Origin of the sequence: Methylobacterium iners (assembly GCF_022179305.1) — a bacterium.
GTDB classification, from domain to species: Bacteria; Pseudomonadota; Alphaproteobacteria; order Rhizobiales; family Beijerinckiaceae; genus Methylobacterium; species Methylobacterium iners.
This window is the reverse complement of the sequence record NZ_BPQP01000048.1, coordinates 1-26,581: the sequence shown is the minus strand read 5'-3', so window position 1 is coordinate 26,581 and position 26,581 is coordinate 1. Positions and strand designations below refer to the sequence as shown.

Genomic DNA, 26,581 nt, shown 5'->3' with positions numbered 1-26,581 from the left:
TCGTCATGCGCGTCGCCCTCATCACCCTTGCGGCAGGCCTTTTGTCCTGCACGGCCATGCCGGCTGCGATCGCCCAAGTCTTCTCAGGAAGCGGGCCGACCCAGACTTTCGTTCTGCCGCCCTCCCTCGACGCGTCTCCCAAGCCCGAGGCAGAGAACTTTCCTTCGGTGCTGCCTTCGCGAAATATCCGGCGACCACAGCCGAACTCGGCCAGCCTTCGGCTCTCGGGCGAGAACGGTCGCGCGTCTTGGGCCTTCTACGTCACGGAGACCGAAGCGCGTGTCGGGGGTCGGTTCGCGGTAAGCTATCTGTCCGCCATCTCGGTGCTCCCGGAAGCATCGACCATCACGCTCGCTATCAACGACGAGGTCGTTGGTACCGCGCCGGTGGAGGGCGCGAGCGGCATCCGAACCATTCACTTCGACATCCCGCCCGGTCGCTTCGTGCCCGGCTACAACGCAGTCGGCGTGTCCGTGGACCAGAGGCACCGGGTCGATTGCACGCTCGCAGCGACGTATGAGCTGTGGACGCAGATCGACGTCGACGGCACAGGCTTTCTGGTCGGCACCGAGCGCGCCGGTACGATCACCGACCTGCGCGATCTGCCGGCTCTCGGCGTTGCCTCGGACGGTGCGACTCCGATCCGACTAGTTCACGGAACGGAGCGCTTGACCGAGGTGGCGGTCGAACGGTTGCTGACGGCCGTTCAGGAACTCGTTCTTGCGGGTCGGGTCGTCCAGCCTGTCGTCGACTTCGGGGCCCCTGCAGGCGGCACGGAGGGCATCAATTTCGCCGTCGGTACGGCAGGCACGATGGCGTCGATACTCGGTCCTAGAGCCGTTGAGGGTATCGTCGGACCGCACTTGGCGCTCCTGCCTTCGCGCCCGGACAGGCGCCCGACGCTCCTGGCAACCGGTACGACCGAAGCCGAAGTCGAGCAGGCTCTCGCGCGTCTCGCTACGATTCATAAAGCGAAGCCCCTTGGAACCAAGCCTGGCCTGCGCGTCCTGGCCGATGCCGCAGGCCGACCGGTCGAGGGCGGCGAGCGCATCACCTTGCACGAGTTTGGATTCGCCGACGTCTCCTTCACGGGGCGTCAACACCGGATCGTCATTGATCTTCTTCTACCGCACGACGTGCTCGTCGCCGACTACGCCAAGCTCGTTCTTGAGGTCACGGGACGGTACGCGGCCGGCCTAGCCACGGATGCAAAGATCCTTGCCGAGATCAACGGCGTCAACGCCGCCAGCGTCGAGCTCGGCCAAGCGGACGCTACGAAGCCGACAAGGAAGACGATCTTCCTGCCTCTGCGTCTCATGCGGCCGGGCTTCAATCGAATCGTCGTCGCCACGCAGCTGCCTCGCAAGGGGGAGGCGACGTGCCCTGTGGCAGCCACACCCGAGGCTGAGCGGATGACGCTGTCCGCCTCGACCACAATTGTCGTGCCGCCGCTGGCTCGCATCGCTCGGCAGCCCGACATCGGACAGACGTTCGGCGCCGGCTACCCCTATGCAGCCGCGCATCGTCCGACCACCCTCCTCGTGCCTGCGCCGGATCGTTCGTCGATGGCGGCTGCGGCCACTTTAGCAGCAAGGCTTGCACGCGCAGGCGGCAAACCCGTTCCGTTTCGCTTTTCCGCGACCCGGTTAAGTGGGTCAGGTCCCACGATCGCGATCGCGCCTGCCCGCGCCTTCGACCCCTCGCTCCTGACCGCGGCCGGGATTGACCCCAATCTCCTGCGCGACGCGTGGCGGACGCGGCTCCCCTTGGAGGCGGGCGGGGCGCCGGAAACGGCCTACGGCAGTGCGGCGCGCCAACGGCGCCTTCTGCGCCAGGACGGCATCGAAGCGTGTCACGCCTGGGATGGGGCGACCGCACCGTCCGAAGCAGTCGGCGGTTCGCGCAACCGTGAAGCCGCCGATTTCGCCCGCGCCTTCGGGGTCGTCGCGCAGGCCATCACCGGCCCCGAGCCGGACGACGTCCTCACCGTCGCAACGGCGTCGGACGCTCCGTCGCTGGAAATGGCCATGAGGTGCTTGGTCCACCCACGCGTCTGGCATGCGCCAGAGGGGCGCCTCGCCACCCTGTCGGGTTCCGGCGCCATCGCGAGCCTGACGCCTGACGCCCCCCGCTACGTCGCCACCGCACCTCTGTCGATCGGCAACCTTCGCCGGATTGCCGCCGGATGGCTCTCGTTGAACGCCGGACTCTACGCGCTCCTCGCACTACTCGTGGCAGCCTGTCTTGCCGGTTCGACACATTGGCTCCTCGGCAGCCTCGGACGGAAATCGCCATGAACGTCTTTGCAAGCCTCCTGATCCTTCTGGCCATGGCGACCGGCGTTGTCGCGCAACCGCTCGTTCCGCTCGCCGGCTCGCTGGCCGATGCCGAGGCTTGGCGAGCTTACAAGTCCCGCTTCGTCACCGAGCAGGGTCGTGTGGTGGACACGGCGAACGGCGGCATCAGTCACAGCGAAGGTCAGGGCTACGGCATGCTGCTCGCGGTCGCGGCAAATGACCGAGCTGCCTTCGAACGGATTTGGACGTGGACGCGTGCCAACCTGATGGTGCGCGACGACCAACTCCTCGCCTGGCGCTGGGAGCCCGACAAGCGCCCGGCCGTCGCTGACATGAACGACGCGTCCGACGGAGATCTCCTCGTCGCCTGGGCGCTTGTCGAGGCCGTCGAGGCTTGGTCTGATCCCTCGCATCGCGTCGCGGGTCGTCGGATTGCGGTGGAGCTCGGGCGCAAGCTGATCCTGCCGAAGGTGGCGCACGGCCCTTTGCTGCTGCCCGGGATCTTCGGCTTCTCGGCAGAGGACCGGGAGGACGGTCCTGTCATCAACTTGTCCTACTGGGTGTTCCCGGCCTTCGACCGGATGGCCCGTGTCGCTCCGGAGTTCGACTGGATGGGATTAGCCCGCAGTGGCCGCCGGCTCGTCGAGTCTGCACGTTTCGGCACGGATCGGCTGCCGACGGAATGGATCTCGCTCCGAGGCGAGAGCCCGCGTGCAGCCGAAGGCTTCGCTCCGACCTTCGCCTACAACTCCATACGCATCCCCCTCTACCTTGCGTGGGCCGGCGTCTCCTCTCCCGAACTCTACGGACCGTTTCTGGCGCTCTGGAAGAAGCGCGACGAAAGAGGGCTGCCCGTGGTGGATACCAGCACCGGCCGAACCATTGAGTGGATGCGAGACAGCGGTTACGCGGCCATTGCATCGCTCGCGGCATGCGCGGCGGACGGCACTCCATTGCCCGCTTCGCTTCGCTCGGTCCGCGTCGCCACCGAACACTACTATCCCGTCACCTTGCACATGCTGGCGCTTGCCGCGGCTCGCATGAGGTATCCCACATGCGTCGCGCGCTGACCCTTCTGCTTCTGCTGGCTGCCGGACCGGCGATGGCGCAGTCCCCGATCCTGATGACGAGGCGCCACGCCGAATCCGCGCCAAAACCCGACGAGAGTGCGCTTCGCTACTACGCGGCCGAGAAGCTGACGGCACGCGTCGATGCCGAGACCGAGCGGCTGCGTCGTCGTCATCCAGGCTGGCAGCCTCCCGCCGATCTGTGGACGGCGGAGCCCGGCCAGGAGGACGAAGGACCGTACTGGGACATGCTTGCGGCGGGCCGGCTGGACGAGCTGCGCGCAGCGCTCGCCGCCCGCTCGCGGACCGACGCGAAGTGGCGACCGTCCCATGCCTTAAGCCGGCAGATGAAGCATCGCGAGTTGCGGACTGACGCACTTGGACTCGCCCATGCCGGCCGATGGATCGACCTCGTCGGTCTGGTGCGTGCCCGCTCGGCGGATATCGACGAGACCGATGTCGAACTTGCCTGGGCGATTGCCGAAGCACTTGCCCGGGCAGATCGAACCAGCGAGGCGAACGCGCTGCTCGCGCGTGTCATGGCGGCACCCCGGACCACGCCGGAAGAGCGGCGTGCCACGATCCTGCGGGGATTGGCGGTCCTCCCCGTTTTGGACGTCGGAAAGCTTCTCGCGCGAGGGCAGCCGGGCGAGTTTGACGCCATCGCGATCGACATCACCCGCGCGCGGATTAGCGCGCGGCTCCACGACGTGCCGGATGTCGCCCTGTCAAGTACCGAACTTGCGGTCTTCGAGGTCTACGCTGCATCGGCCGACGATCCAAATCAGGCAGGGCTCGTGGCGTGGCACGCCTTCAAGCGTCGCGACTTCCCCGAGGCGTTGACCTGGTTCAAGCGTTCCATCGCGCGCGGCGGCGACGCGATGATCGCGCATGGTCTCGCCCATACGCTCCGCCAACTCGGCCATAGGCGGGAAGCGGAGGAGGTCGCCTATGCCTGGCGCGAGCCGCTCGTCAACAACACCTTGCTGTTCCTCGACATCCTCGAAGCGGATCTAACGCGCTCGACGCCGGAGTCCATCGAGGCCGAGAGATTGCTCCGCTATGCCCAGGTCGTGGCGGCTGTCGCCTCCGGCGAGGGTGCGCAGGCGCTCGCCTGGTATGCGTATAACACCTGCCAGTTCGAAACCGCGCTGCATTGGTTCAAGAGGGCCGTCGCCTGGTTTCCGAAGGAAGCGACCGTCTACGGCTACGCATTGACTCTGCGACGCCAGAAGCGACAGCGCGAGTTCGTCGAAGTCGTCAACCGCTACGACGGATTGTTCCCGAAGGTGGTCGACCTTCTGTTTCGGGAGCCCGAGGACAAGCCGCTTGCCTGTGAAGCAAAAGCAATTCGCGCCAACGAAATCCCTTCCGTGCGCACGGCCGAGTACCTTGATCTCGTAACTCCGGTCGACGCACGCCGGACCCGAATCGTGGTCCCACAGCCCGGAGATCTCGCACGCCCCGCCGCGGCCCCGCTCGTCAAGCGCAATGAGTTTCCCATCGCTGTGCAGATGGAGAACGATCTGCGGTTCGCACCCTCTTCAGCGACCAGTCGGGATGCGGTGGCTGATCTGCGATGGCCCGATCGGTCGATGGGCCGGCCATCGGTCGTGGCTCGACGCGTCCCTGGCGTCGGCGCGATGCCCTACGAGCGCTTCGGCTTCACTCTCAAGGTCGGTTGGAACGGTGCCGAGGCGGCAAGCGGCACGATCGCCGCTGAACAGCCGCCACCGATAGGCACGCTCTGGCACTCCGAGACCCGAGGGATCGTACCGGATGCGAATGAGCCACACGGAACGTCGCCGGACCGGACGCTCTCCACCAATGCACGCGTCAATCCTCAATCTCCCATGACGATCCGAGCGATCCAGCCATGATCCGACACTTCGTCCTAATCATACTCCCCGTTCTGCTCGGCGCCTGTACGGGACGCGACAACGTCGCGAACACTAGGGTGGGCCAGTTCGCGAGCTTGGACGCTGCCGTCTCGCGTTCCTTCGCACGAGGCGAGGGGACGCTCGGAGGCGTCGCGCCTATGGCCGTTCTGCCGGACTGGGTGGGCCGTCCCTCGCTTCCTCGGGAACGCGTCGGCAACGAGGTCGTCGAGCAGACGACCGAGTTAGCCTCCTCAGCTCGCGGCGATCGCCAGGCCAACTTCATACGTGTCGTACAACATCGCAATGCCGACCGACCATTGTTCGTTTCGCTCAACACCAGGGCCGTCGATCCGCAGCAGATTGCGAAGCCAACGGAGGCAGGCATCAGATCGGAAATAGTCGAGCATTTTCCCGATACCGACATGCAGGTCGTCACGCGTCCTGCCGCCAACGCCTACGGACCCTACGGCTTGGCGATCGGGCGGACTCGCGGTGGCACGCGGTGTTTGTACGCTTGGCAGTGGATCGATCACCTCGGCCAATCCAAGGAGAGCGCGGATCGGGAGGGGGCACCGAGCTCCGTCTCCCTCCGGGTTCGTCTCTGCCGCAGCGACATCACATTCGAGGCGATGGCCGCGGCGATTGATCGGATCCGCTTGGTGCATCGGAGGGAGGGCACCCCGTTCCTGCGACCGAACCAGCCGGTTTTCGCCGCGTCGCAGCCTCCCCGGCAACCAAGGCAGCGGATCAATCGGAGCCGCCTGGAAATGCCCACCACGCCGCCTCGACAGCCCATCGCGAATGTCGCAATGAACGAACCACGGCAGCGCTACCTCGCCAGCGACACGTTGCTGCCGGAGCCCTCCCGTGCGGAGCGATCGAAGCCCGCGACTTTCCCGGCGCCAGCGACACCCGGTATGCCGACGGGTCTTGGCACCTTCAGATCTGCTGCAGCCGCGCCAAGCGCCATTGCCGCCGATCTTCCGATGGAAGCTTTCCGCGGTCCCTCGAAGCCGAACGCCGCCGCGACGCGAAACTGAGGTACCGTTCGCAATCGATCATCCGCTTCGGATCGTGTTGGTTCGCCACGCAGGCCCGCAACAAGTGTTCGGCAGAGAAATACGATGCACAAGCAGGTCCTGGTCGTCGAGGACGATCCCATCTCTCAAGACCTCATCCGACTCCTGTGCGAAGCCAAGGGGTATCGGGTCGACGTGGCGTGCGACGGCTTCCTGGGGCTGCGCCTTCTAAGCGAGGCCGGCCATCGCCTTGCGCTCGTCGACTACCATCTTCCAGAGATGGACGGGTACGCCTTGGCCCGTCTGATGAGGGAAATCGGGGATCGAGGCGGTGAGCCCCTGCGGCTCATCGCCATGACGTCGGACAAGGACGGCCTCGCTGCTCGTCGGGGTGCGGACAAGCTATTCGACGCTGTACTGCCGAAACCGCTCGATCCGGAAGCGCTGCTCGGCAGTCTCGAGCCACATTCAAGGCTGTCCGATCGCGCCGCCGACACCTCGATCTGCATGGAGTCACTGGGCGGTGGAGGGAACGCCGGGGATTTGCTCGACATCGCGTCGGTCCTCTGGCGCCGTCGAGGTTTGAAGGGCCGTCCCACGATCGTCGCGTTTCCGGCAGCGACTACGGAACAAGCGGAAGCGCTAAGTCAGTGCTTCGATCTTGCCGCAAGCCCGGATAAAGCCGATCTCGTACTGGTGTTGAACGAAGGAGGGCTTGAGGGACTGGCGCAACACCGAAGATCGTCGGCTTCGCAACTTATTCCTTCTGCCGATCTGTCGGGGCATCTCCAAGGCTCCTGCGACACCCATTTCAAGATCGACGATCCCGCATCGTGGTCGATGGTCGCTGAAGCGCAGCTGAGCTTCGCGATGCAGCGCAGCCGTCTGATTAAGCCTATTTCGAGCTTCGATCCGATCTCATGGCGCCTCATGAGCCTCCTCGTCACGGCAGGAAAGGAGATCGTGATACAGATGAACCGGGGCGACTCAGCCAGCGAATACGTCACTGGGTACTCGGGCGAAGAGCTTACGGCAGCGATTGTTCGACTTGAACTCCTTGGCTTCGTGTCATGCAGACACTGCGAGAGCGGAGTCAACATCGCCGTTTCTCCACGCGGTGTCTCTGCCGTGACGAACGACGAAACGCTGAAACGGATTGAAGCCACCGTAGATCGAGACACGTTCGTTCGAGTGCTCGGACCCGGCTGACGCACAGCATGACCTCGGTCCCGAGATCAGGCATTCACTTGCCGTCGCCGATCTCTGCGAAGATCGATCGGAGGGTTGCGAACGACGTGCCCACTGGTCAAGGCGCATCGGTGGCCGCTCTCCATGACGCACCCTTGGCCGCACGCGGGACAATCGACGTAACGCATTCAAGCTTTCGGCGCATCGAGCGGCGCCGCTGGTCGCCAAGCGGGAGGCGGCAAGGTAGGAAGCCCGTGAACGGTCCACAGCCGCGACCGGCGTTCGCGTAAAGGTGAACTGTGGAAACCATGAACCAGCGATCGTTGCAGAACAGGTGCGCCCTGGTGGCGGACGACGACGAGTTCTTCCGGATTGCCGCAAGCGCCATCCTGACTCAACGTCTAGGATTTGAATCGGTCATTGAAACCGGTTCTTTAGATGAGGCTCTTGCCCGCTTGGGCGAGATGGACGGTGCGATCTCCCTCGCCCTGTTCGACCTTCAGATGCCGGGAATGGCCGACGCCAGTTCCGTTAGCGCGGTTAGGGAATGTTTCCCCGAAGTTCGCGTCGCCATCGTTTCCGGATCCGCGTACCGGATCAACATACTTCGGGCTTTGGAGGCCGGAGCACATGGGTATGTTCCAAAAATTCTCGGTGTCGGCGAACTCGCAAAAGCCATCGAAATAATCGTGTCCGGACAGATCTTCGTACCCTCCTCTCTTGCAACGATCCCATCCGACGGCTTTCCCAGCGACATGCTCTTGCCACAAGCGATGAGAAAATCCGTGATATCGTCTAAGGAGTCCAGCGGTACGGTCGAAGATGACGCGGCTCTGGTTTCAAAACTCACCAAGAGGCAATGCGATGTCCTGAGACTTGTTTCGGTTGGAAAATCGAATAAAGAGATCGCCCGATTGCTTTCTCTGAGCGAAGGCACTGTCAAGGTGCACATCGCTGCCCTACTCAGAACTTTAAAGGTCGCGAATAGGTCTGCGGCGGCGGTCCGAGGCGCTCAGCTTCTCGAGTAGCTCGAGGTTTTCATGGTAGCTGCGGCCGGTTCCATCATGCGGTGTGAAACAGCCGCTCGTGTGTCACGGCAAAGACCCAGGGCGAAGTACGAATTCCGTCGCTGACGAAATCGAGTGTTGCGTTGAGTAGGCCCTTCATTCCTGACCATCACAGGGTTGCAACTGACCGCATCTTTCGCAGCTCCTCAAGTGCAATCGGCAAGGCATGCCACAAAGACCCATAGAGGAAAGGTTTGCGTGTCGGCTTGGCGGCATATCGCGGCATTAGCAGGGCCGACAGCCTGATCTAAGCTCGGACATCTCCGAGGTCGACGCCCGAGTTATTCGGGGCTTGCCACTACGCACTGCAGGAAGCCATTCGAAACCTGATCGAACTTTCCCATCGTCGCAACACGCCTAACAACATAACGGATGATCAATACGGCAAATTCGCCTACGACTTAAGGTACTACGCGGTATGCCGTCCGGCCTAAGCCGTTATATATGCTGGACTACGTTGGCAATTAAATCATCTTTTAACCAGATCTGCTTTACCTCTTTGCACATAAAAATCAGCCCAAGACTTGGCTTAACTTGCATTCGATGCGGACAGAAATTTCAGCTAAAGCGCCGATAAGCTAGAGATTGAGCTCGCGATCCGTTAGCGGTCTTGGTTTGCGAATGCCAGATATATTTTGGACTCGGCTAAGTACGGAAAAACTTCACTTGGCTGCATACTGCCGATCTTGATCGATGTTTCGATGCTTACGGCCTGCATGCGAAGTCGCTCAGACGACGGGCGCGAGGGAGAGCGGGAAATGGATGGACTGAGCATTTTGCTGGTTGAGGACGACTCCCTCGCGCAGGAAGTCGTCTCGATACTGTGCAGAGCCAAGGGCCATGCCGTCGAGATCGTGGCCGACGGTTTTCGTGCCCTCAGATCCTTCAACGACCAGCGATACGATGTCGTCCTACTCGACTATCATCTGCCCGAGATGGACGGCTACGCCTTAGCTCGCCTCCTCCGCGAGTTGAATAGCAGATCCGCCGAGACACATGTGCCCCTCATCGGAATCACCGCCGACCGTAAAGGGCTGGCGGCCCGTCGCGGCTCCGACGGCTTGTTCGACGCCATCCTCGTAAAGCCGATCCAGCCGGCCGTGCTGTATGCCGCCCTGGACCGGCTCAGCGCGAAGCTTCCTATTCCGGCCGTCAACCCAGTCGATCGATCCTTTCCGTCCCAAATCGCAACCCTGGAGCATGGCCGAAGAAATCCGCTGCTGCGATGGCAGCGTTTCGGCCTCTCAGGGCTGCCAAGAACGATACTGCCCACCGAGGTGCCCGCCCAACATGCGGCAGCGCTCAGGCTCTGCTTCGAACTCATCGATGCCGATGAGACGAACGCCGATGCGGTCCTCGTGATCGACGATGCAAGTGCAAGAGAACTGATGGCACTTCGCGAGAAGGTGCCGTGCTTCCTGCTCCCTTCGATCGACGTATCGGGACGTCATGAGGCGTTGTGCGATATTTCTTTCCGAATCGAAGAAGAAGCATCGTGGCTTGCTGTGGCCAAGACAGTTCGAAACTTTTCGTTACGTCGTAAGCAGCTGCGTCCCAACATCGAGGCACTTGATTCCGACGCACTGCAATTGCTCGCTCTCCTCTACGTCAGTTCTCGCACGCACGCGGTCCACGGAACGCCCGATAGCGGATATGGCTCAGAATACGCACTCGGCCTCACAGGCAAACGACTGATAGATGCAGTTATGAGATTAACTGTTGACGGTCTTGTAGAGGCAGAGGCGGCGGATGACTTCATCAGCTTCGAGATATCCCAGCTCGGCGCAGATGTCCTGACGAGCCGCACTATTGTCCCTCTTGCCGACAACACTTCACCACATTCAAGGCAGAGCGACACAGCTGTTCGTGATAGACTCAGACCGACACCACCTGATCTTCCGCGATACCCAGTTGTTGAGGGCGAAAAGGCAGAAGAACTCGCCGCACATTCCTCCAAAATAACGATTCTTGATCACGCCAAGCTCGCGGTGGTCCGGGACCTTATCGGTTCTCAAAGTGTTCTTCGACTCGTCAGGAGCCTTATCAAACAATTCGAAACCTCCTTCGACGAGAAGTCCTCGACGGCGACCTCAGTGTGCCGCGACGCGCACAATTTGATTTCCAGCGCCGGCTTTCTCGGCTGCGAGAGAATGGTTTTCGTCGCGCGGCATCTTGAACTTGCAACCCGAAGTGGCGAGGATGTGGCGGCGTCGCTGGACCTTGCCATGCATTGCATCTCACTTACGATCAAGGAATTGTGTTTGTGGCTCAGTTGGAATGAAGGCCAAATAGAACAGTCACATTTTCACAAAGTCGCACGCGGTTGAACATTTTATCATTTTGCTTCTTATGTACCCTCATGCGCGAGATTACAGACACTAAAAATTCGACTTAGGTGTTTCCCATGCTTTGCTATTAACCACATACGCACTGACCCAACATACTGTCGAAAAACGCCTGCGCATCTTCCGTAACACTTGATCATGGTTCGGACCTCCGGACCGATAATCTTTGTCCCTGCACGGGCATCATCGCGGTAATGGCGATCTGCCTAACTGCCTTTGAGAGGTCTCGCCGCTTCTCACCCTGCGTGAGCTTCAGACCGCGCAGAACGACCTCTCGAACGCCACGAACGATCTCAAGACCGCGGAGGTCGGACTGGAGGCGGTGCGCAACCGGCTGCGCATCCTCGGCCTCAAGGATGCCGACATGACCGCGCTCCAGCAGAAGGGCGTGATCAATGCCGAGACGATGATCAACGCACCGCTCAGCGGCACGATCATCCAGCGCAAGATCGGACCCGGGCAATACGTGGCCACGGGCGGGACGGACCCGTCCTACGTCATCGGCGACCTGTCGCTGGTCTGGCTCGTGGCTCAGCTTCGCGAGCCCGACGCGGCCAAGGTGAGCCTGGGCGAGCGGCTGCAATTCCGGGTCCTCGCCTATCCGGACCGGGTCTTCGAGGCGCGAGTGAACTTCATCGGCACCTCCGTCGACCCGGCGACGCGCCGAATCGTCGTGCGCGGCGAGATCGACAACAGCAACAACCTGCTCAAGCCCGAGATGTACGCGACGGTGCGCATCATCAACGAGTACGAGAACGTGTCGCCCTGCCTTCGCCCGCTTCGTTCTGCATGGCGAGGAGCGGCCGCCGGCTGGGCCCATACCTGCACTACCGGCACCCGCCTCGCACGAAAGCGCCGACAGCACTGCCGCAGCCGTTACGGCACCAGAAGCTGAGACCTCCCGATCATCGCCGCGCCGCCGCGCTTCATGAGCGACCAGCTCTGAAGCCGCTTAGCCGCCTCAGGGCAGCACGGTAAGGTGCACTCAATCGAAGTCTCAGCGCAGTGTGCGAGACGCGCACTGCTCGCCACCGACGGTACGTGCGTGTTAGATCCAGTCACTTACAGTCGTCGGTATGGAGTCATACAAACAAACATAAGCTAGTAATTTTGTTCGAATCCTTCCGTTCAAATCGTGAGTAACACCCGAGTTCATTCGTCAGGATTTAGAACTTGGAAGGAGCTGCCCTCGCATCTTCGTGCGATCAGGAGCGCGAGCCATGAACCATTACGTACGAGCATTGACTGGGAACAATCATGGCGGGGTGGCACTGATCTTTGCGCTCGCAATCCCCGTTCTTATGGGTCTCACCTCGGCGGCCCTGGAATACGGCTCGCTGGTCAAGCGCCGCACCGAGCTGCAGCGCGCCGCCGACGGCGGCAGCATCGCGGGCGTCAACCAGTTCAAGCTCGCCAACACGGACGACGCGGCCGCCATCCGCGCGGCCATCGCCATGGCCCAGGGTCAGGCGCAGGCCTCGACCGACCGCCAGCCGCAGGTCCAGGCCGAGGTGCTGGGCAACCATTCCTCGGTCAAGGTGACGGTCCGCGAGAGCGTGCCGCTCGCCTTCGGCAAGCTCCTCAACGTGCCGCAGGTGGAGCTCGTCGTGCACTCCACCGCCAAGCTCGCCGGCACCACACGCCTCTGCCTGCTCGCGCTCGACCCGACGCGCCAGGGGGCCTTCCACCTGGAGGCTTCGGCCCGGATCACCGCCACCGACTGCTCGCTCTACTCGAACTCCACGAGCTCGGCCGGCATCCAGGCGGAGAACAACGCCGTGGCCAGTTCGATCTCCACCTGCACGGCGGGCGGTTACAAGGGCAGCAGCGCGAACTTCACGCCGCCGCCCGCCACGGGTTGCCCGCCGCTGAAGGACCCACTGGCTGGCCGGGCACGTCCATCACCTGGCCCCTGCATCGTGCTCCCAACCTACACGAACCCGAAGAAGGGCGACGACGGCCCGGATGATCCCGCCTATGGATCGAATGTGGTGAGCGGCACCGTCACCCTCGATCCGGGCACCTATTGCGGTGGTTTACGCCTAACGAAGAAGGCATCGGTGACCCTGCGGCCGGGTACCTACATCATGAAGGATGGTCCCCTCATCGTCGACAAGAAGGGCTCGCTCGCGGGTACGAACGTCAGCCTCTACTTCACCGGCGACAAGGCAGGCTTGCTGTTTGACCAGGATAGTGTGGTAAGCCTCACTGCGCCCAGGGACGGTGACATGGCCGGGCTGCTGTTCTCCGAGGACCCGGAGACCTCAAGCCCGATTTCGCTTCCTTTGCCGGCCAGCGGCAAGGGCAAGGCGAAGAACGCGCCTGAGGGTGCGTTAGGTCTGCGCGAGTACCGGATTATCAGCGACGAGGCGCGCACGCTTTTAGGCACCATCTACCTGCCTGTCGGTCGGCTGATCATAGACTCCAAGAAGCCGGTGGCGGACCAATCCGCCTACACCGTGATCGTGGCTCGCCAGATCAACCTGTATGACGGCCCCAACCTGATGCTGAACGCGCGCTACGGCAGCACGGACGTGCCCGTGCCCGAGGGGGTCGGCCCAAGCTCAGCCGACACCGTGCTCTCACACTAGGAGCCCGCACAGCCGTAACCAGACGCGCTCGCCACGTCGGCATTCATGCCTTGGAGGGACGGCTCATCAGGATCGCCGTGCTGACGGCGTTACGCATCAAGGCACACTCCGCCTCAGGGTCGGCCAAGCCATGGCGTCGGACGTCTTGGTCCAGACGAAGGGCTTCGGGTCGGCGTTGGTCTGGTCGATGTATGCGTGGATCGCCGCCCCAAGGTCGGCGGTGCTGGTGAACACGCCCTGCTGCAGGCGCCTGCGGGTCAGCAGCGCGAACCAGCCCTCGATAAGGTTGAGCCAGGAAGCCGAGGTTGGAGTGAAGTGCAGGTGCCAGCGCGAGCGCTTGACGAGCCAGTCGAAGATCAGCCGGGTTTTGTAGGTGGCGGCGTTGTCGAGAACGAGGTGCACGTCGAGCTCGGCCGGCACCGCCGCCTCGACCTCGTCCAGGAAGGCGCAGAACGCGACCGCATGGTGCCGACCTTTGCGAGCGCCGATCACGGTGCCTGTCCTCACGTCCAGCGCTGCTAACAGGTCGGTGGTTGCGTGCTGCTTGTCGTCGTGGATTGCGCGTTCGGGCTGGCCGGGGCGCATCGGCAGCACCGGCGCAGTGCGCTCGACGGCTTGGATCTGGGGCTTCTCGTCCACGCACAGTACCAGCGCCCGGTCGGGCGAGGCCATGTAAAGGCCGACCATGTCACGCACCTTGTCGACGAGAGCCGGGTCGGAGGACAGCGGGAAGGTCTTTTGCCGGTGCGGCGCCAAGCCGAAGGCATGCCACACACGCGAGACCATAGTTTGGCTCATGCCGGCCTGCCGGGCCATGGCCCGCGTCGACCAGTGCGTGGCGTTGTCGGGCTGAGTCTCCAGGGTCAGCGCGATCAGGCGCTCGATCTGATCATCCCCGACCTGGCGCGGTGCCCCTGAGCGAGGCTGGTCGACGAGGCCCTCCAGCCGGTGGGCCAGGAAGCGCTGGCGCCAAACAATCGCGCTGGAGCGACTCACGCCCAGCGCTCGCGCCACGCCCGCATTGGTCGAGTCCGGTTCGGCGCAGGCCAGAACGATGCGGGCACGCTGAGCGAGTGCCTCACCGCTGCCGCGCCGGCGCACGATGCTCTCCAGCGCCGCGCGCTCCTCGTCGCTCAGCGTGAGCAAAACCGGCTTGCGACCGCGCACTACGGCTGCCTTCCATCATAGGACCAAAGCAGCCTCGATCCCGTCACCTCAAATCGCAAAAACATTTCAGATTCATACCACTAGCGCGAATTTACAACGTCCTGGATCATCCTCATTGCACGATCGACCAGCGCCTCTTGCTCGTTCGGGTTTGCCTGTCAGTACACAACTGTAATAAGTAGTGACATCGCAATACTTGTCGAGGCACTAAGCTTCCATCTCAACGTCCGCTCGCTTCACTCGAAGCGCTGCGCTGATCGTTACCGCCCCCCGCATGCTAAAGCCCATCCCGACATTTCGCGGTCTTCGCATGGCTGCACCATCACGCCTTTATAGGGTGAGCAAGTAGAAGCGCGGTGCGGACCGCACTCCGCTTACGACAATCTTCGATCTCAGCGTCGGCGAGCACCAGAATGGCGTGGTCGCATTCCCGGACGGCGGCAGCAGGGTCGATTAAGTAGGCATCGCCCACCCTCAGCCGTCTGAGCTGAAGATTGGTCATGTAGGCGTCGACGACGTTAGTAATGTCGGCCTTGGTGATCGCACCTCGGCGCAATAGATCGCCGAAGGTAGGCTGGCAGGTCATTGTCTAGCATCGGTCCCGGGCTATTAAGATAGGCTTGCCCGGCTTTTCGTACTGCATGATCCTGAAGCATCGGTAAAAACGTCCTGCCTGCACGGCCAAGCGCTGACATCGACGCCCCGCAGCTGATCCAAGAAGTCGTCTTCCGGGGTACGCCATGCCTTCAGAACGCCCTGCCGTCCGAAGACCGCCTGCATTGTACGCCGGTCGATTTCGTATCGCCGGCCGACCTTCATCGCCAAAGCGTTTTGTAGGATGTGCTATCGAGATATCGCTTTCGTGTTCCGGTCCTCGCTACTGCATGCCCTCGGACCCGCCCATTAGGCCGGCGCTCCATGCGAGCGCCACCACCTGCGCTGCCGTTAGGAGCGAGCCGTCGTCGATAAAGTAGCTGTCGCGTGAGCCGGGCAATTTCCGGACGAAGCGACCGGAAGTTCGCAGCGCGTCTATGGCCCTATCTAACAAGGCGATCTCGATCTCTCCGCCAAAAGCTTTGTCGTCCATCATAGTCCTAGCCTAGGACAGGCCGAAGGCGCCGAGCAAGGTGGCCAAATGGCCTGGGATCAGCCCTGCTGGCCGGCTCGCTGTCGATCCTTCGAAACATGGGTGCGCATGAGCTTGTGACGGTGGCAGAAACGCTAGAGCGCTGCCACGCTGACTTGAACCCACTCTGGACAGCCTCGAGCATCTGATGGAGCTTGGCATCGGGGGTATACGTCCCCGTCTCGGCACAGGATCATTAGAAGCGCGGCGCGAGCGTCAGAGCGCAAAGAACCGCGCTGCAACGCGGCTTCGGCGAAGCGGGCGCCGGCTAGCGCTCGGGGCGGGTCGCTCGCACAATGCCAAGGCATCCCAAGATAAGAGGTTCATGATGAGAACGAAACGGAGTTTCGTACGGCGGGGGCTGAGTGCCGGGGCTAGGCAGACCTTCATCGACGAGGTGGAGCATCTGGTCGCCGTGCTCGGTGCGGCCAAGCCTGTAACGATCTCGTTCCATCATCCCGATGGCCGCTGCGATGTCAGGGTGACGATCGCGGGCAGCGATGAAGCCATGCGTAAACTCACCAGCACCGACTTCCTCGGTGAAGCGCTTGACGAGCAACCCTCACGGCCGGCACGACAAGACGACCTGAAACTGGACTTCACAGGTACCGGGACATCTGGACATGGGCCCAGCCTGACGCGTCATGCGATAGCCTTGCCGCATGACGTCGCCCGAGCAGAGATCCATGCAAGCGCGGTGCTCGGGCAGCGTTGACAGGTCGTAGAAAGACGCAGCTTCGTGTCGCCATCACACATCGATCAGCGCTCTACACGCAGAGCAGACCTGCCAGCCGACGCACGCAATCATCTCGGCGACACACTCAGATCGGCTGATCCACCCGACGTGTTCGCCGGCTTGCTACAACAACTCGATGCGGTGCTCATCGCCCACGGCGAAGCGCTCACATCCGAGATGCGCTCAGGTCTCGTGAAACACCTGCCAAGCCTTCGCGCCTACGCGCTCTCCCTCACGCGGGATGCGCCGGCGGCCGACGATCTCGTGCAGACGACGCTGCTGAAAGCCTGGCAATCCCGCAACAAGTACACGCTGGGAACGACACTCATCGCCTGGCTGTTCACGATCATGCGCAACTCCTTCTACTCGGAGTACCGCCGCAAGGGCGTGGAGGTTGAGGATGCCGACGGCGTCTATCAGTCCAAGCTCAGTATCGCACCGGCGCAAGGACATGGCTTGGACGTGGCGGACATGTGGCGGGCGCTGGACAAATTGCCCTCGGAGCAGCGCGATGCTCTCGTGCTCGTTGCGGTCGAGAACCTGTCCTACGACGAGGCTGCAGCCGTGATGGAGTGCAAGGTCGGCACGATCAAGAGCCGTGTCTCGCGAGCACGCCTAAAACTCAGTGAAGTGCTCAGCTACACACCGGGGGACTTTGTACAGGATGAGACGACAAAGGCTGTATTGACGGCCGCTATCTGAGAGAAGATGAGCTTCCCGTCAGATCGTGGAGAAACTCCCCTGAAGCCGATCGTAGCGCTGCATCAGTCTGGTCAGCTCCTGGCGCTTCTCGAAGACGCGGATCTCGTGGTTGAGTTGTAGCTGGAAGAGGCTGCCCTTGCCTGCGGGGACACCGTCGTTGATCAGCGCCTTGGCAACCGACGTGCCCTGCAGCACGGCATCGCTGGCCTCGACCATGCGTGCAAGCACCATCCTGAACCTCCTGAACTCGTCGCGAAGCCTGTCGAAATCGTCGGACATGATGAGCCTCAACGCGGGTCGCCATGAACGAAGCTGCTTGCGAGCTGCTGGGTCTTGTGGTGCGCTGAGCGTTGTCCGATAGCCGAACCTCGCAGGAATTTACCGTCTTGCGCCGCACCAGGGGCCGAGCGGCCGCACCAGCGGTGTCACCGATCGCCAGCAGGGCCATGCCGCTCTGAAGGTACAGCAGCACAGCTTGGGTCGAGACACAGTTAGCAAATCAGTAAGGGCGTTTCGTCTCATCAGCCCTACGCGGCAGCCTCAGGCACATGATGACGGCAACCCGCTGCATTGCCTCGCGAGGAAGGGTGCTTTGGAGGCGCCGCGATTCATTTGCGGCCAAGCTAGTACGTGATAGGGGTATCGCCGAAAGCTAAGCGGGTCGGTCGCGTTCAGCGGTGAAGGCGCGGCCGGAGCATAAGCCCGAGGCGCTGGACGCTTGACCATGCAGGATGCTGAGCCGTGCCTGCAGGCCCTACGGGAGCTTGCCAACCGCTCCGACGCGACGGAGGACGAGATCGACGCCGTCCTTCACAGTTTTCTTTGCACACAGCTGAATGATGTCGCACGCTTTGCCGTAGTGGAGTACGTGTCTGACGAAGTGCATTTCGAGCTGATCCGACAGCCGGCCCAGCATGCTTTCTGGCAGCGCGTGGTGGTCGTGGCTCTGGACAAGTTCCGGATCATGACCGACGAATTGTCTTCAGGCAGTTGGAAACCAGCAATTGCGGCGAACTGAACACGAAGAGAGTCACTATCTTCGCTGTCAGGCCGCAGCATACAACTGCGCGTGTTGATGTTAGGCGCAATCGCAACGGCGCCGTAGATGAACTAATAAGATCAAGGGCCATCTGAACTCAGCTTCGGCTTAGACCGTCCGGTTCACGCCTCCAACATCGTTGACATGCGTAGTCACCAGGAGTTCCAGATGACCCACGGCATTTATCGGCTGAAGGGTGACACACCTGAAAAAGATCGCGTTGTTGTCAAGTATGACGACGGAAACGAAATGGAAGTATCGATCAGCCGCTACAAGGAAAAGGGTTATGCCCGTGCTTTTGAGTAGTTGCCTTGGCGCTCTCGTGAGAAAGCTTCAACTTGACGGCGAGCTTGTTGCAAAACGACGCGTGAAAGATGTTGTAGACGACTAGGCTCAGGACCCAATAACGCTCGTGTGGAACGGCTCGCGGCGTAGCGGATTCGGGGTGCCGGAGGTGCCCTCATGGCTGAGCCGTTCCTGCTTTCAGAGGCGCAGATGCGCCGGATCGAGCCGTTCTTCCCGTTGCAGCGGGGTTTAGCGCGGGTGGACGACAGGCGAGTGCTGTCGGGCATCATCTACGTGATCCGGAACGGGCTGATGTGGCACGACGCTCCGCCCGCCTATGGCCCCCACAAGACGCTCTACAACCGGTTCGTCCGGTGGAGCCGAGCCGGCGTGTTCAACCGCATCTTCGCCGGGCTTGCGGCGGAGGGCGGCAGGCCGGACCAGCTCATGGTCGATGCCACGCACCTAAAGGCGCACCGGACCGCGGCGTCGCTCCGCAAAAAGGGGCTGTTCCGCGCCGTATTGGGCGCACGAAAGGCGGCCTGAACTCGAAGCTCCATGCAGTTTGCGACGAGCAAGGCCGCCCGCGGGTTCTGCTCCTGACCGAAGGCCAGGTCAGCGACTACAAGGGCGCGGCGACCATGCTGCCCGCCATGCCGGAGGCACCCGTGCTCATTGCTGATCGAGGCTACGACGCTGACTGGTTCCGGCAGGCGCTGCGCGACAGGGGCACACGTCCGTGCATCCCCGGTCGCTCGGGCCGCTCCCGCCCGATCCGGCACGGCAAACAGCTCTACCGTTCCCGCCACAAGATCGAGATCATGTTCGGCCGGCTGAAGGACTGGCGCAGGGTGGCAACCCGCTACGACCGGTGCGCCCACACCTTCATGTCCGCCATCGCACTCGCGGCGACGGTCATCTTCTGGCTGCCCCGGTAGTGAGTCCTGACCCTAAGGCGACTTGGCCGCCCACAGCTAGACCGCGTCAGCCGCGAGAATGGCGAGTTGTCGATTAACTGCTTCCACCAGCGCGCGGCCCTCGGGCGTTAACGCTTGAGGGGCAATTCTGGGATCTTCGTCAGCTCGCGTTGCATCGCGGCAACCTCGACTTCCCCATAGCGATCCGCGACGGTCCGACTGCCGTGACCGGTGATTGCGTTCACGATATCTAGCGCCAAGCCATGACGGCGTCCAAGCGTCTTCAAGCGGTGTCGCCAACTATGGTTCGGTGCCAGCCGAGTGTCTGTGAGGCCCAAACCTCGTACCCAGCGACCCAGCATCTTGGTACCGTTGCCGCCGCGCTTGCCAAACCGGTCTGGTGATAAATCCGCGAAGAGAGGACCGCGGCCAACCTTCCGCACGAATTCAACAAAGCCGGTGTCCAGCACGGCTTTGTGCAAAGGGACCGTTCGTTCTGAAGCTGCAGTCTTCACTGATCCCGCATCGCTGTCGATGACCATGCACCAGAACCCGTCGATCTCACGCACATCTTCGGCTCGCAGCTGGCATACCTCTGATAGTCGTGCTCCCGAGTAGGCACAAAGCCAAGGAACCCAGCGCAGCACCGGATTTGTTTCGGCAAGGGCAGCACTCAGGATGATAGCAGCCTCAGCGTCCGAGAACCCGAGCCGGCCTTTGCCAGACTTCTTCACGTCCATCCTGACGCGCTCGGCCGGGTTGATGGACAGTCGACGACTATCAGCGCCCCACTGCAGCACAGTTCGAATCGCCGCGAGCTTGGCATCGCTGATCGTCTTCGCAGAGAGACCTTGCTCGATGAGCGCCTCCTTCCAACGCACCACATCCTTTGGGGTGACGCAATCAGCATCCGAATGGCCGAGGAACGTCGTGAACTTCCTCACCTCGCGCGACCACTCATAGATCGTCTTCGGCCCTGGCTTCCGTTCGGCGATCCAGCCGCGCACCAGCTCGTCGAAGCTGACTGACGCTCTCGAAGCGGAAGCAGAGTGGACACGCCGATCATTCCTTGGCACCAAGATATCCTCGATTTCACCCAGCGCTAGACGTTCAAGGCGCAAACTGGCCCGCTGGACCGCGGCTGCAATAGCCTTCGCCAGTCGGAGGCGGCTCGGCTCTGCAACGACCAATCCGTTTACGGCGAGGACGTCGTCAGCATGGTCAAAGCACCATTCTCGCAGAGCCTTCAGGCGCTTGTCCTCCTGCCTAGCCGCGGGGGGTGGATCTGGAGGGCCGTGCTCCTCGGTGGCATCCAAGAATGGTTGCCAAGCTGGCACTTCAATCCAAAGCTTGTCGTACAGGGCCGTCGGCCAGAAGGTCTGCTCACCCGGACGGTCACGGTAATCGTTCAGCCAGAACGTATACATCCAGGCCGCACGCTCGTGCGCCTGCCCCTCCGTCAAACTTGCAAGCTGCTGGCTTGAACCGGCGGACGCTTTTGCCGCGTCGCCCATCGTGTTGCGAGCTGCCGCCCAGCGTTCCTCGAGCAGCGCGAGCTCCGCGGCGTGGCGTTTCCGTGCCTCAACCGGGTCCCGCGTTCCGAGGGTTCGCTTCTCTTCTCTCTTGCCGAGAAGGGGACGCAGATCTGCCGGCACCGCCCGACGAAGCCAGTAGATACCGGTTACGGGGTGCTTGAAGGGACGAGTCATCGTAAGAGGCACTTGTACCACCCGTCTGTACCAACGGGCAGTCCCAACCTACTGACTCTACACAACTTCTATGCGGATCAGCGCTTTAGGCCGCTGATGGTGCCCAGGAAAGGACTCGAACCTTCACCTCTTGCAAGACTGGTACCTGAAACCAGCGCGTCTACCAATTCCGCCACCTGGGCCCGTCGGGCGTGCGCGACCGACGATGGGGTCGTTTAGGCGGGGCGGCCGGGATCGTCAATCCGGAATCCGCCCCGATCGTCCGCCCATGCCTCAGGCGTCGCGCCATTCGCGGATGTCGACGAAGCGGCCCGCCACGGCCGCCGCCGCCGCCATCGCGGGCGAGACGAGGTGGGTGCGGCCGCGCGGACCCTGGCGCCCCTCGAAATTGCGGTTCGAGGTCGAGGCGCAGCGCTCGAGCGGCGAGAGGCGGTCGGCGTTCATGCCCAGGCACATGGAGCAGCCCGGCTCGCGCCAGTCGAAGCCGGCATCCCGCAGGACGCGGTCGATCCCCTCCGCTTCCGCCTGAGCTTTCACGAGGCCGGAGCCCGGCACCACCATGGCCGAGACGTTGGGATGCACCCGGCGCCCCTCGACCATCTTCGCCACCGCCCGCAGATCCTCGATGCGGCCATTGGTGCAGGAGCCGATGAAGACCCGGTCCAGAGTGATGTCGGTCACCCTGGTGCCGGGCGTCAGGCCCATATAGGCGAGCGCCTTCTCCTTGGATTGCCGCTTGTTCTCGTCGGGGATCGTGGCCGGATCGGGCACCCGGCCCGAGACCGAAACGACGTCCTCCGGGCTCGTGCCCCAGCTCACGATCGGCGGCAGGCTGGCGGCGTCGAGGCGGACCTCGCGGTCGAAAGTGGCGCCATCGTCGGTGGCCAGGCTCTCCCAATAGGCACGGGCCCGCTCGAAGGCCTCGCCCTTCGGCGCCTTCGGCCGGTCCCTCACGTAGGCGAAGGTGGTGGCGTCGGGCGCCACCAGCCCGGCGCGGGCGCCGCCCTCGATGGACATGTTGCAGATCGTCATCCGCCCCTCCATCGAGAGGGCGCGGATCGCCTCGCCGGCATATTCGATGACGTGGCCGGTGCCGCCGGCCGTGCCGATCTCGCCGATGATCGCGAGGATGATGTCCTTGGCCGTCACGCCGAGCGGCAGGGTGCCGTCGACGGTCACGCGCATGTTGCGCGCCTTCTTCTGCAAGAGCGTCTGGGTGGCGAGCACGTGCTCGACCTCCGATGTGCCGATGCCGTGAGCGAGCGCGCCGAAGGCGCCGTGGGTCGAGGTGTGGCTGTCGCCGCAGACGATGGTCTGGCCAGGCAGCGTGAATCCCTGCTCGGGGCCGATGATGTGGACGATGCCCTGGCGGCGGTCGAGGGCGTCGTAGAACTCGATGCCGAAGTCACGCACGTTCTCGGCCAGCGCCTCGAGCTGAATGCGGCTCTCCGGGTCCTCGATCCCGAAGCGGCGGTCCGAGGTCTGGACGTTGTGGTCGACGACGGCCAGCGTCTTCTCGGGGTGGCGCACGCGCCGGCCGGCCGCGCGCAGGCCCTCGAACGCCTGGGGGCTGGTGACCTCGTGGACGAGGTGCCGGTCGATGTAGAGCAGCGCGGTGCCGTCGGGCTCGACGTCGACCACGTGGTCGTCCCAGATCTTGTCGTAAAGGGTGCGCGGCGCGGTCATGATCGCTTGGGGCTCGGGGTCGCTGTCTCGTTGAATTCCCTTAGTAATGTCGGGCGATGCGTTTCGGAAGGGCCGGCGCCGATGCAAGGCGCGGATGGCTGCCGGGAACAGGGGGCATGACCGCGCTGGACCGCGCCTGAGCCGCGTTTTAGGAACCACAAGACACCCCTCTGCCAGGAGCCGCCTTGAGCCGCGATCCCGCCGACATCCTTATGCTGAAGCCGATGCCGCCCGCGGTGATGGACGCGCTCGGTGCCCAATTCACGCTGCACCAGGTCGGATCGGCGCCGGACCTCGCGACGCTGCAAGCCGGCCTCGGGCCGCGCATCCGGGGCATCGCCGCGGCGGCGCAATCGCCTATCGACGGTCCCCTGATGGACGCCTTGCCGAAGCTCGAGATCGTGGCGAGCCTCGGCGTCGGCTACGACACCATCGACGCGCAGGGCGCGCGGGCGCGCGGCATCGTGGTTACCCACACCCCGGATGTGCTCACCGACGAGGTCGCGGACATCGCGCTCGGCCTCCTCCTCGCGACGGTGCGGGACTTGCCGGCGGCCGAGCGGCACCTGCGGGCCGGTCTGTGGCCGAAGGGCTCCTACCCTCTCACGGCGACCCTGAGGGGCAGGACCATCGGCATCCTCGGCCTCGGGCGGATCGGCCGGGCCATCGCGCGCCGGCTCGAAGGGTTCGGCGTCGGCATCGCCTATCACAACCGGACCCGGGTCCCAGACGTGGCCTACGCCTATCACCCGAGCTTGATCGAACTGGCCCGGGCCGTGGACACGCTGATGATCGCCGCGCCGGGCGGTCCCGGGACCGCGGGGATCGTCGACGCCGCGGTGCTGGCGGCGCTCGGGCCGGAGGGGATCCTCGTCAACATCGCCCGCGGCAGCCTCATCGACGAGCCGGCATTGATCGCGGCGCTCCGGAACCGCACGATCCTCGGCGCCGGGCTCGACGTCTTCGCCAACGAGCCGCACGTGCCGGAGGCGCTGCTCGCGCTCGACCGCGTCGTACTCCTGCCGCATGTCGGCTCGGCCTCGGTCCATACCCGGGCAGCCATGGGAGGGCTCGTCGTCGACAACCTCATCTCGTGGTTTGCCGGCAAAGGCCCTTTGACGCCGGTGCCGGAGACGCCCTGGAGCGGCGGGCCATGAGGACGCAGGTCGCGACGTTCCTCCTTGCGGCCCTGCTTTGCGGCGCAGGCCCGGGTCACAGGGCTCTTGCGCAGGATGCACCGGCACCGGACGCCGCCTTCGTGCCGAGCCTACCAGACTCCCTGGCCGGCGTGCCGGGCACCTGGGACCTCACCCGCGACGGCGGCACCCGCCGCTGCGTCCTGACCTTGGGCGCCGAGCGCATCGATGCCGGGCGGCGCCTCTCCTTCCCGGCCGGCTGCCGCAAGGCGCTGCCCATCCTCAGCGGGATCGCGGGATGGCTGTTCGCCGACGGGGTGGTCCGCCTCGTCGACAAGGACGTCCGCCCGATCCTTCTCTTCACCCGCCGTCCGGATGAGCGCAGTCTGGTCGCCCGGACGGATGGCGGCGAGACCTACAGCTTGGTTCCGCTCCAGATCGCGGCGATGCAGCCGCCCCCGGCGCCGGCATCGCCCGCTGTCCCGGAGGCGTCAGTGGCAGGCCGAGATCCGGGACCGTCGCGGGCGGAGCCACTCTCCCCGGGCGAGCGACCCGCTCCGGGCACCTACGCCCTCGACCGCTACCGCGAGCAGGACGTTTGCCGCCTCGAATTGATGGAGGGCGACCCGGGGCGGGCGCCAGTGCGGATACGCGACGGCTGCCGCGACGGGGGCGTCACCGTGTTCGATCCGGTGGCATGGCGCTACGCATCGGGACGCCTGACCCTCACGGCGAAGCGCGGCCACAGCGTCGACCTCGTGCCGGCGGGCGAGGGTCGCTGGCGGCGCGAGCCGGATATCGGCACGACCTTCGTGCTGCGGCGGGTCGAGCCCTAGATCGCCGCGGCGGGATCGCCGCCCAGCGGGTTGCCGTCGTCCTCGTTGCGGGGCGCCCGCATCCCCTTGTTCGACCGGCGCTCCAGCAGCGAGCGGCCGATCGCCCGCAGGGGTGCCGTCAGGCGGCGGGCATCCTCGGCACGCTCCATGAAGCGCTCGCCGTTGCGGATCTCGCGGTCGAGGCGGGCCATGGTGCGCGCCAGCGCCGGATCGTCGTCGTCGAGCCAGGTCTCCAGGGTGCGGGCGAAGGCGATGACCACGCCCTGGAGCTTGAGGCGCCCGAGCGGTCCCTCCGTGTTGATGCCGGCGGCGGCGAGCATGAAGCGCTGCGAGTTGAGGGCGACGCCGTTGAGCGCCAGCATCGAGAACGGATCGCCGCGTAGGGCATAGGCGATGCGGCGCAGGGCCGGCTTGTAGGGCGTCATCGCGTCGAGGCGGCGCATCAGCACGTCGAACAGGCGCTCGCGGGTCGGCTCGTCGGCGAGGTCGGAATTGTCGGCCTCGAGCACCTTGCGGTCGATGATCCGCGAGAGGCCGCCGAGGACGGCGCCCTTCGAGGGAAACAGGTCGCGGAACTCGGCCAGGCTGAGGCCCGCCTCGCGGGCGATGTCGCCGATCTCGATGTCGTTCCAGGGCTGCTCGGCGGCGAGCCGCATCAGCGCCTCGACGGCCGCCTCGCGCGGGGGCAGCTTGGGCGGCGGCGGCGTCGCTGCGGGCGGGGACGTGTCCATGGTGCTCCGATCCTCTTCCTCTGGCCTCCTCATGTAGGTGCCGGGCGCGGATCGGTTAGAGGCGGGCTCAGCCGGAGAGCTCGCCGGCCCGGCGATGCGCGGCGGCGACGGCCTCGCGCATGAGCGCAGGAAGGCCGTCAGGCCGCATCAGGACCGTGAGCGCGGCCTCCGTCGTGCCACTGGGCGAGGTGACGTCCCGTCGCAGCTGCCCGGCATCGCGCGGGTCCTGATCGAGGAGCGCGCCGGCGCCGGCGACCGTGGCGCGGGCGAGGCGCGCCGCCATCTCCGCCGGCAGGCCCGCAGCGACACCGGCTTCCGCCAGGGCCTCGGCGAGCAGGAAGACGTAGGCCGGACCGGAGCCAGAGACGGCCGTCAGCGCGTCGATCAGCGCCTCGTCGTCGAGCCACTCGACGAGGCCGGCGGCACGCAGGAGCGCGTCCGCGCCGGCCCTCTGAGCCGGGCTCGTCTCCGGGCTCGCGACGGCGCCGGTCGCACCGCGCCCGATGCTCGCGGGAAGGTTCGGCATCGCCCGCACCACGGCGCGCACGCCGGGCAATCGGGCCTTGAGGTCCGCGATGGTCTTGCCGGCCAGGATCGAGACGACCAGCGTGTCGGGACCGGCGAGGGAGGCGAGCGCGGTGGCTGCCGCGTCGAGACCCTGCGGCTTGATTGCCAGGATCAGCGCGTCGGCCGCCGGAACCCGCGCGGGATTGAGCGCGATGCCGCGCCCCGCACAGAGATCGATGATCCCGGGCGCAGGCGCCGGATCGACGACGCTGGTGCGCGTCGGGTCGAGGCCGCCGGCGAGCCAGCCCGAGAGCATGGCGCCGCCCATCTTGCCGGCACCGACGAGGGTGAGAGAGGCGGGAAGAGCGGATACTCTGTCGGGATCGGCCATGGTACGATCTTGGAGACTGCTCGTGTCACCCGGCTTTGTCATTCCGGGGCGCCGCAGGCGAGCCTGGAACCCAGAACCGTCGACAATTCTTCAGCTTGGGACGTTGGCGGCTCTGGGTTCCGGGTTCTGCTTCGCAGCCCCGGAATGACAACCCAGGTC

The 26,581-nt window shown here is 64.1% G+C and carries 24 protein-coding genes and 1 tRNA gene; 16 read left to right on the top strand and 9 right to left on the bottom strand.

What is annotated here, in order from left to right:
* Positions 1-5: 5 nt before the first annotated feature.
* From MFF55_RS15410 to MFF55_RS15370, 9 genes are all read left to right on the top strand, one after another.
* A complete protein-coding gene (locus MFF55_RS15410; RefSeq protein ID WP_238244990.1) occupies positions 6-2,297 on the top strand; it encodes a cellulose biosynthesis cyclic di-GMP-binding regulatory protein BcsB in 2,292 nt (763 codons plus the stop codon).
* Positions 2,294-3,367 carry a family 8 glycosyl hydrolase gene (locus MFF55_RS15405; protein ID WP_238244989.1) on the top strand — a complete coding sequence of 358 codons (1,074 nt, stop codon included), beginning with the start codon at positions 2,294-2,296 and terminating at the stop codon, positions 3,365-3,367. Before MFF55_RS15410 ends, MFF55_RS15405 begins: the two co-directional genes overlap by 4 nt.
* A complete protein-coding gene (locus MFF55_RS15400; protein WP_238244988.1) occupies positions 3,352-5,244 on the top strand; it encodes a hypothetical protein in 1,893 nt (630 codons plus the stop codon). The genes MFF55_RS15405 and MFF55_RS15400 overlap by 16 nt, the downstream gene beginning before the upstream one ends.
* Positions 5,245-5,402: 158 nt before the next feature.
* Positions 5,403-6,284, top strand: a complete 882-nt coding sequence (gene bcsN / locus MFF55_RS15395; protein ID WP_238244987.1) for a cellulose biosynthesis protein BcsN — start codon at positions 5,403-5,405, stop codon at positions 6,282-6,284.
* An 84-nt stretch (positions 6,285-6,368) separates the two neighbouring features.
* Complete coding sequence (locus tag MFF55_RS15390) at positions 6,369-7,472, top strand: response regulator (protein ID WP_238244986.1); 1,104 nt, start codon at positions 6,369-6,371, stop codon at positions 7,470-7,472.
* 287 nt (positions 7,473-7,759) lie between these two features.
* Positions 7,760-8,479: a LuxR C-terminal-related transcriptional regulator gene (locus MFF55_RS15385; protein ID WP_238244985.1), complete on the top strand. Its 720-nt coding sequence runs from the start codon at positions 7,760-7,762 to the stop codon at positions 8,477-8,479.
* Positions 8,480-9,276: 797 nt separating this feature from the next.
* The gene (locus MFF55_RS15380; RefSeq protein ID WP_238244984.1) at positions 9,277-10,845 is read left to right on the top strand and encodes a response regulator; all 1,569 of its coding nucleotides are present in this window, start codon (positions 9,277-9,279) and stop codon (positions 10,843-10,845) included.
* Positions 10,846-11,185: 340 nt separating this feature from the next.
* Entirely contained in the window at positions 11,186-11,758 is a 573-nt protein-coding gene (locus MFF55_RS15375) for a hypothetical protein (protein WP_465263327.1), read from the top strand.
* Positions 11,759-12,083: 325 nt separating this feature from the next.
* Positions 12,084-13,454, top strand: coding sequence for a pilus assembly protein TadG-related protein (locus tag MFF55_RS15370; protein WP_238244983.1), 1,371 nt, complete (start codon positions 12,084-12,086; stop codon positions 13,452-13,454).
* A gap of 96 nt (positions 13,455-13,550) precedes the next feature.
* Here MFF55_RS15370 and MFF55_RS15365 read toward each other — a convergent pair whose 3' ends face one another.
* From MFF55_RS15365 to MFF55_RS15355, 3 genes are all read right to left on the bottom strand, one after another.
* Complete coding sequence (locus MFF55_RS15365) at positions 13,551-14,621, bottom strand: IS630 family transposase (protein ID WP_238244982.1); 1,071 nt, start codon at positions 14,619-14,621, stop codon at positions 13,551-13,553.
* Between the two features lie 322 nt (positions 14,622-14,943).
* Complete coding sequence (locus MFF55_RS15360; RefSeq protein WP_238244981.1) at positions 14,944-15,207, bottom strand: hypothetical protein; 264 nt, start codon at positions 15,205-15,207, stop codon at positions 14,944-14,946.
* Positions 15,208-15,498: 291 nt separating this feature from the next.
* Positions 15,499-15,711, bottom strand: coding sequence for a hypothetical protein (locus MFF55_RS15355; RefSeq protein WP_238244980.1), 213 nt, complete (start codon positions 15,709-15,711; stop codon positions 15,499-15,501).
* A gap of 361 nt (positions 15,712-16,072) precedes the next feature.
* Between MFF55_RS15355 and MFF55_RS15350 the strand changes: the two genes are divergently transcribed.
* Positions 16,073-16,462, top strand: a complete 390-nt coding sequence (locus MFF55_RS15350) for a hypothetical protein (RefSeq protein WP_238244979.1) — start codon at positions 16,073-16,075, stop codon at positions 16,460-16,462.
* A gap of 24 nt (positions 16,463-16,486) precedes the next feature.
* Complete coding sequence (locus MFF55_RS15345; RefSeq protein WP_238244978.1) at positions 16,487-17,185, top strand: sigma-70 family RNA polymerase sigma factor; 699 nt, start codon at positions 16,487-16,489, stop codon at positions 17,183-17,185.
* Between the two features lie 18 nt (positions 17,186-17,203).
* Here MFF55_RS15345 and MFF55_RS15340 read toward each other — a convergent pair whose 3' ends face one another.
* The gene (locus MFF55_RS15340; RefSeq protein ID WP_238244977.1) at positions 17,204-17,464 is read right to left on the bottom strand and encodes a hypothetical protein; all 261 of its coding nucleotides are present in this window, start codon (positions 17,462-17,464) and stop codon (positions 17,204-17,206) included.
* Between the two features lie 439 nt (positions 17,465-17,903).
* Here MFF55_RS15340 and MFF55_RS15335 point away from each other — a divergent pair, with 439 nt between their 5' ends.
* The 3 genes from MFF55_RS15335 (at position 17,904) to MFF55_RS15325 (ending at position 19,447) form a co-directional block, all read left to right on the top strand.
* Positions 17,904-18,203, top strand: coding sequence for a hypothetical protein (locus MFF55_RS15335; RefSeq protein WP_238244976.1), 300 nt, complete (start codon positions 17,904-17,906; stop codon positions 18,201-18,203).
* Positions 18,204-18,392: 189 nt separating this feature from the next.
* Positions 18,393-18,530 carry a hypothetical protein gene (locus MFF55_RS15330; protein WP_238244975.1) on the top strand — a complete coding sequence of 46 codons (138 nt, stop codon included), beginning with the start codon at positions 18,393-18,395 and terminating at the stop codon, positions 18,528-18,530.
* 156 nt (positions 18,531-18,686) lie between these two features.
* Positions 18,687-19,447, top strand: a protein-coding gene (locus MFF55_RS15325) for an IS5 family transposase (RefSeq protein WP_238244974.1) whose coding sequence is annotated in 2 segments (ribosomal slippage) — positions 18,687-19,020 and positions 19,020-19,447 — 762 coding nt in all. Because the reading frame shifts where the segments join, the coding sequence is not laid out codon by codon here.
* Positions 19,448-19,554: 107 nt separating this feature from the next.
* Here MFF55_RS15325 and MFF55_RS15320 read toward each other — a convergent pair.
* From MFF55_RS15320 to leuC, 3 genes are all read right to left on the bottom strand, one after another.
* A complete protein-coding gene (locus MFF55_RS15320) occupies positions 19,555-21,135 on the bottom strand; it encodes a site-specific integrase (RefSeq protein ID WP_238244973.1) in 1,581 nt (526 codons plus the stop codon).
* A 97-nt stretch (positions 21,136-21,232) separates the two neighbouring features.
* A tRNA-Leu gene (locus MFF55_RS15315) sits at positions 21,233-21,317 on the bottom strand.
* 91 nt (positions 21,318-21,408) lie between these two features.
* The gene (leuC, locus tag MFF55_RS15310) at positions 21,409-22,821 is read right to left on the bottom strand and encodes a 3-isopropylmalate dehydratase large subunit (RefSeq protein WP_238244972.1); all 1,413 of its coding nucleotides are present in this window, start codon (positions 22,819-22,821) and stop codon (positions 21,409-21,411) included.
* Between the two features lie 212 nt (positions 22,822-23,033).
* Here leuC and MFF55_RS15305 point away from each other — a divergent pair, with 212 nt between their 5' ends.
* Both MFF55_RS15305 and MFF55_RS15300 read left to right on the top strand, forming a co-directional pair.
* Positions 23,034-23,978, top strand: coding sequence for a 2-hydroxyacid dehydrogenase (locus MFF55_RS15305; RefSeq protein WP_238245024.1), 945 nt, complete (start codon positions 23,034-23,036; stop codon positions 23,976-23,978).
* The gene (locus tag MFF55_RS15300; protein ID WP_238244971.1) at positions 23,975-24,793 is read left to right on the top strand and encodes an AprI/Inh family metalloprotease inhibitor; all 819 of its coding nucleotides are present in this window, start codon (positions 23,975-23,977) and stop codon (positions 24,791-24,793) included. The genes MFF55_RS15305 and MFF55_RS15300 overlap by 4 nt, the downstream gene beginning before the upstream one ends.
* Here the strand turns inward: MFF55_RS15300 and MFF55_RS15295 are convergent.
* Together MFF55_RS15295 and proC are read right to left on the bottom strand one after the other, a co-directional pair.
* Positions 24,790-25,524, bottom strand: a complete 735-nt coding sequence (locus tag MFF55_RS15295) for a TetR/AcrR family transcriptional regulator (RefSeq protein WP_238244970.1) — start codon at positions 25,522-25,524, stop codon at positions 24,790-24,792. The genes MFF55_RS15300 and MFF55_RS15295 overlap by 4 nt on opposite strands.
* 67 nt (positions 25,525-25,591) lie before the next feature.
* A complete protein-coding gene (gene proC, locus MFF55_RS15290) occupies positions 25,592-26,422 on the bottom strand; it encodes a pyrroline-5-carboxylate reductase (protein WP_238244969.1) in 831 nt (276 codons plus the stop codon).
* Positions 26,423-26,581: the final 159 nt, after the last annotated feature.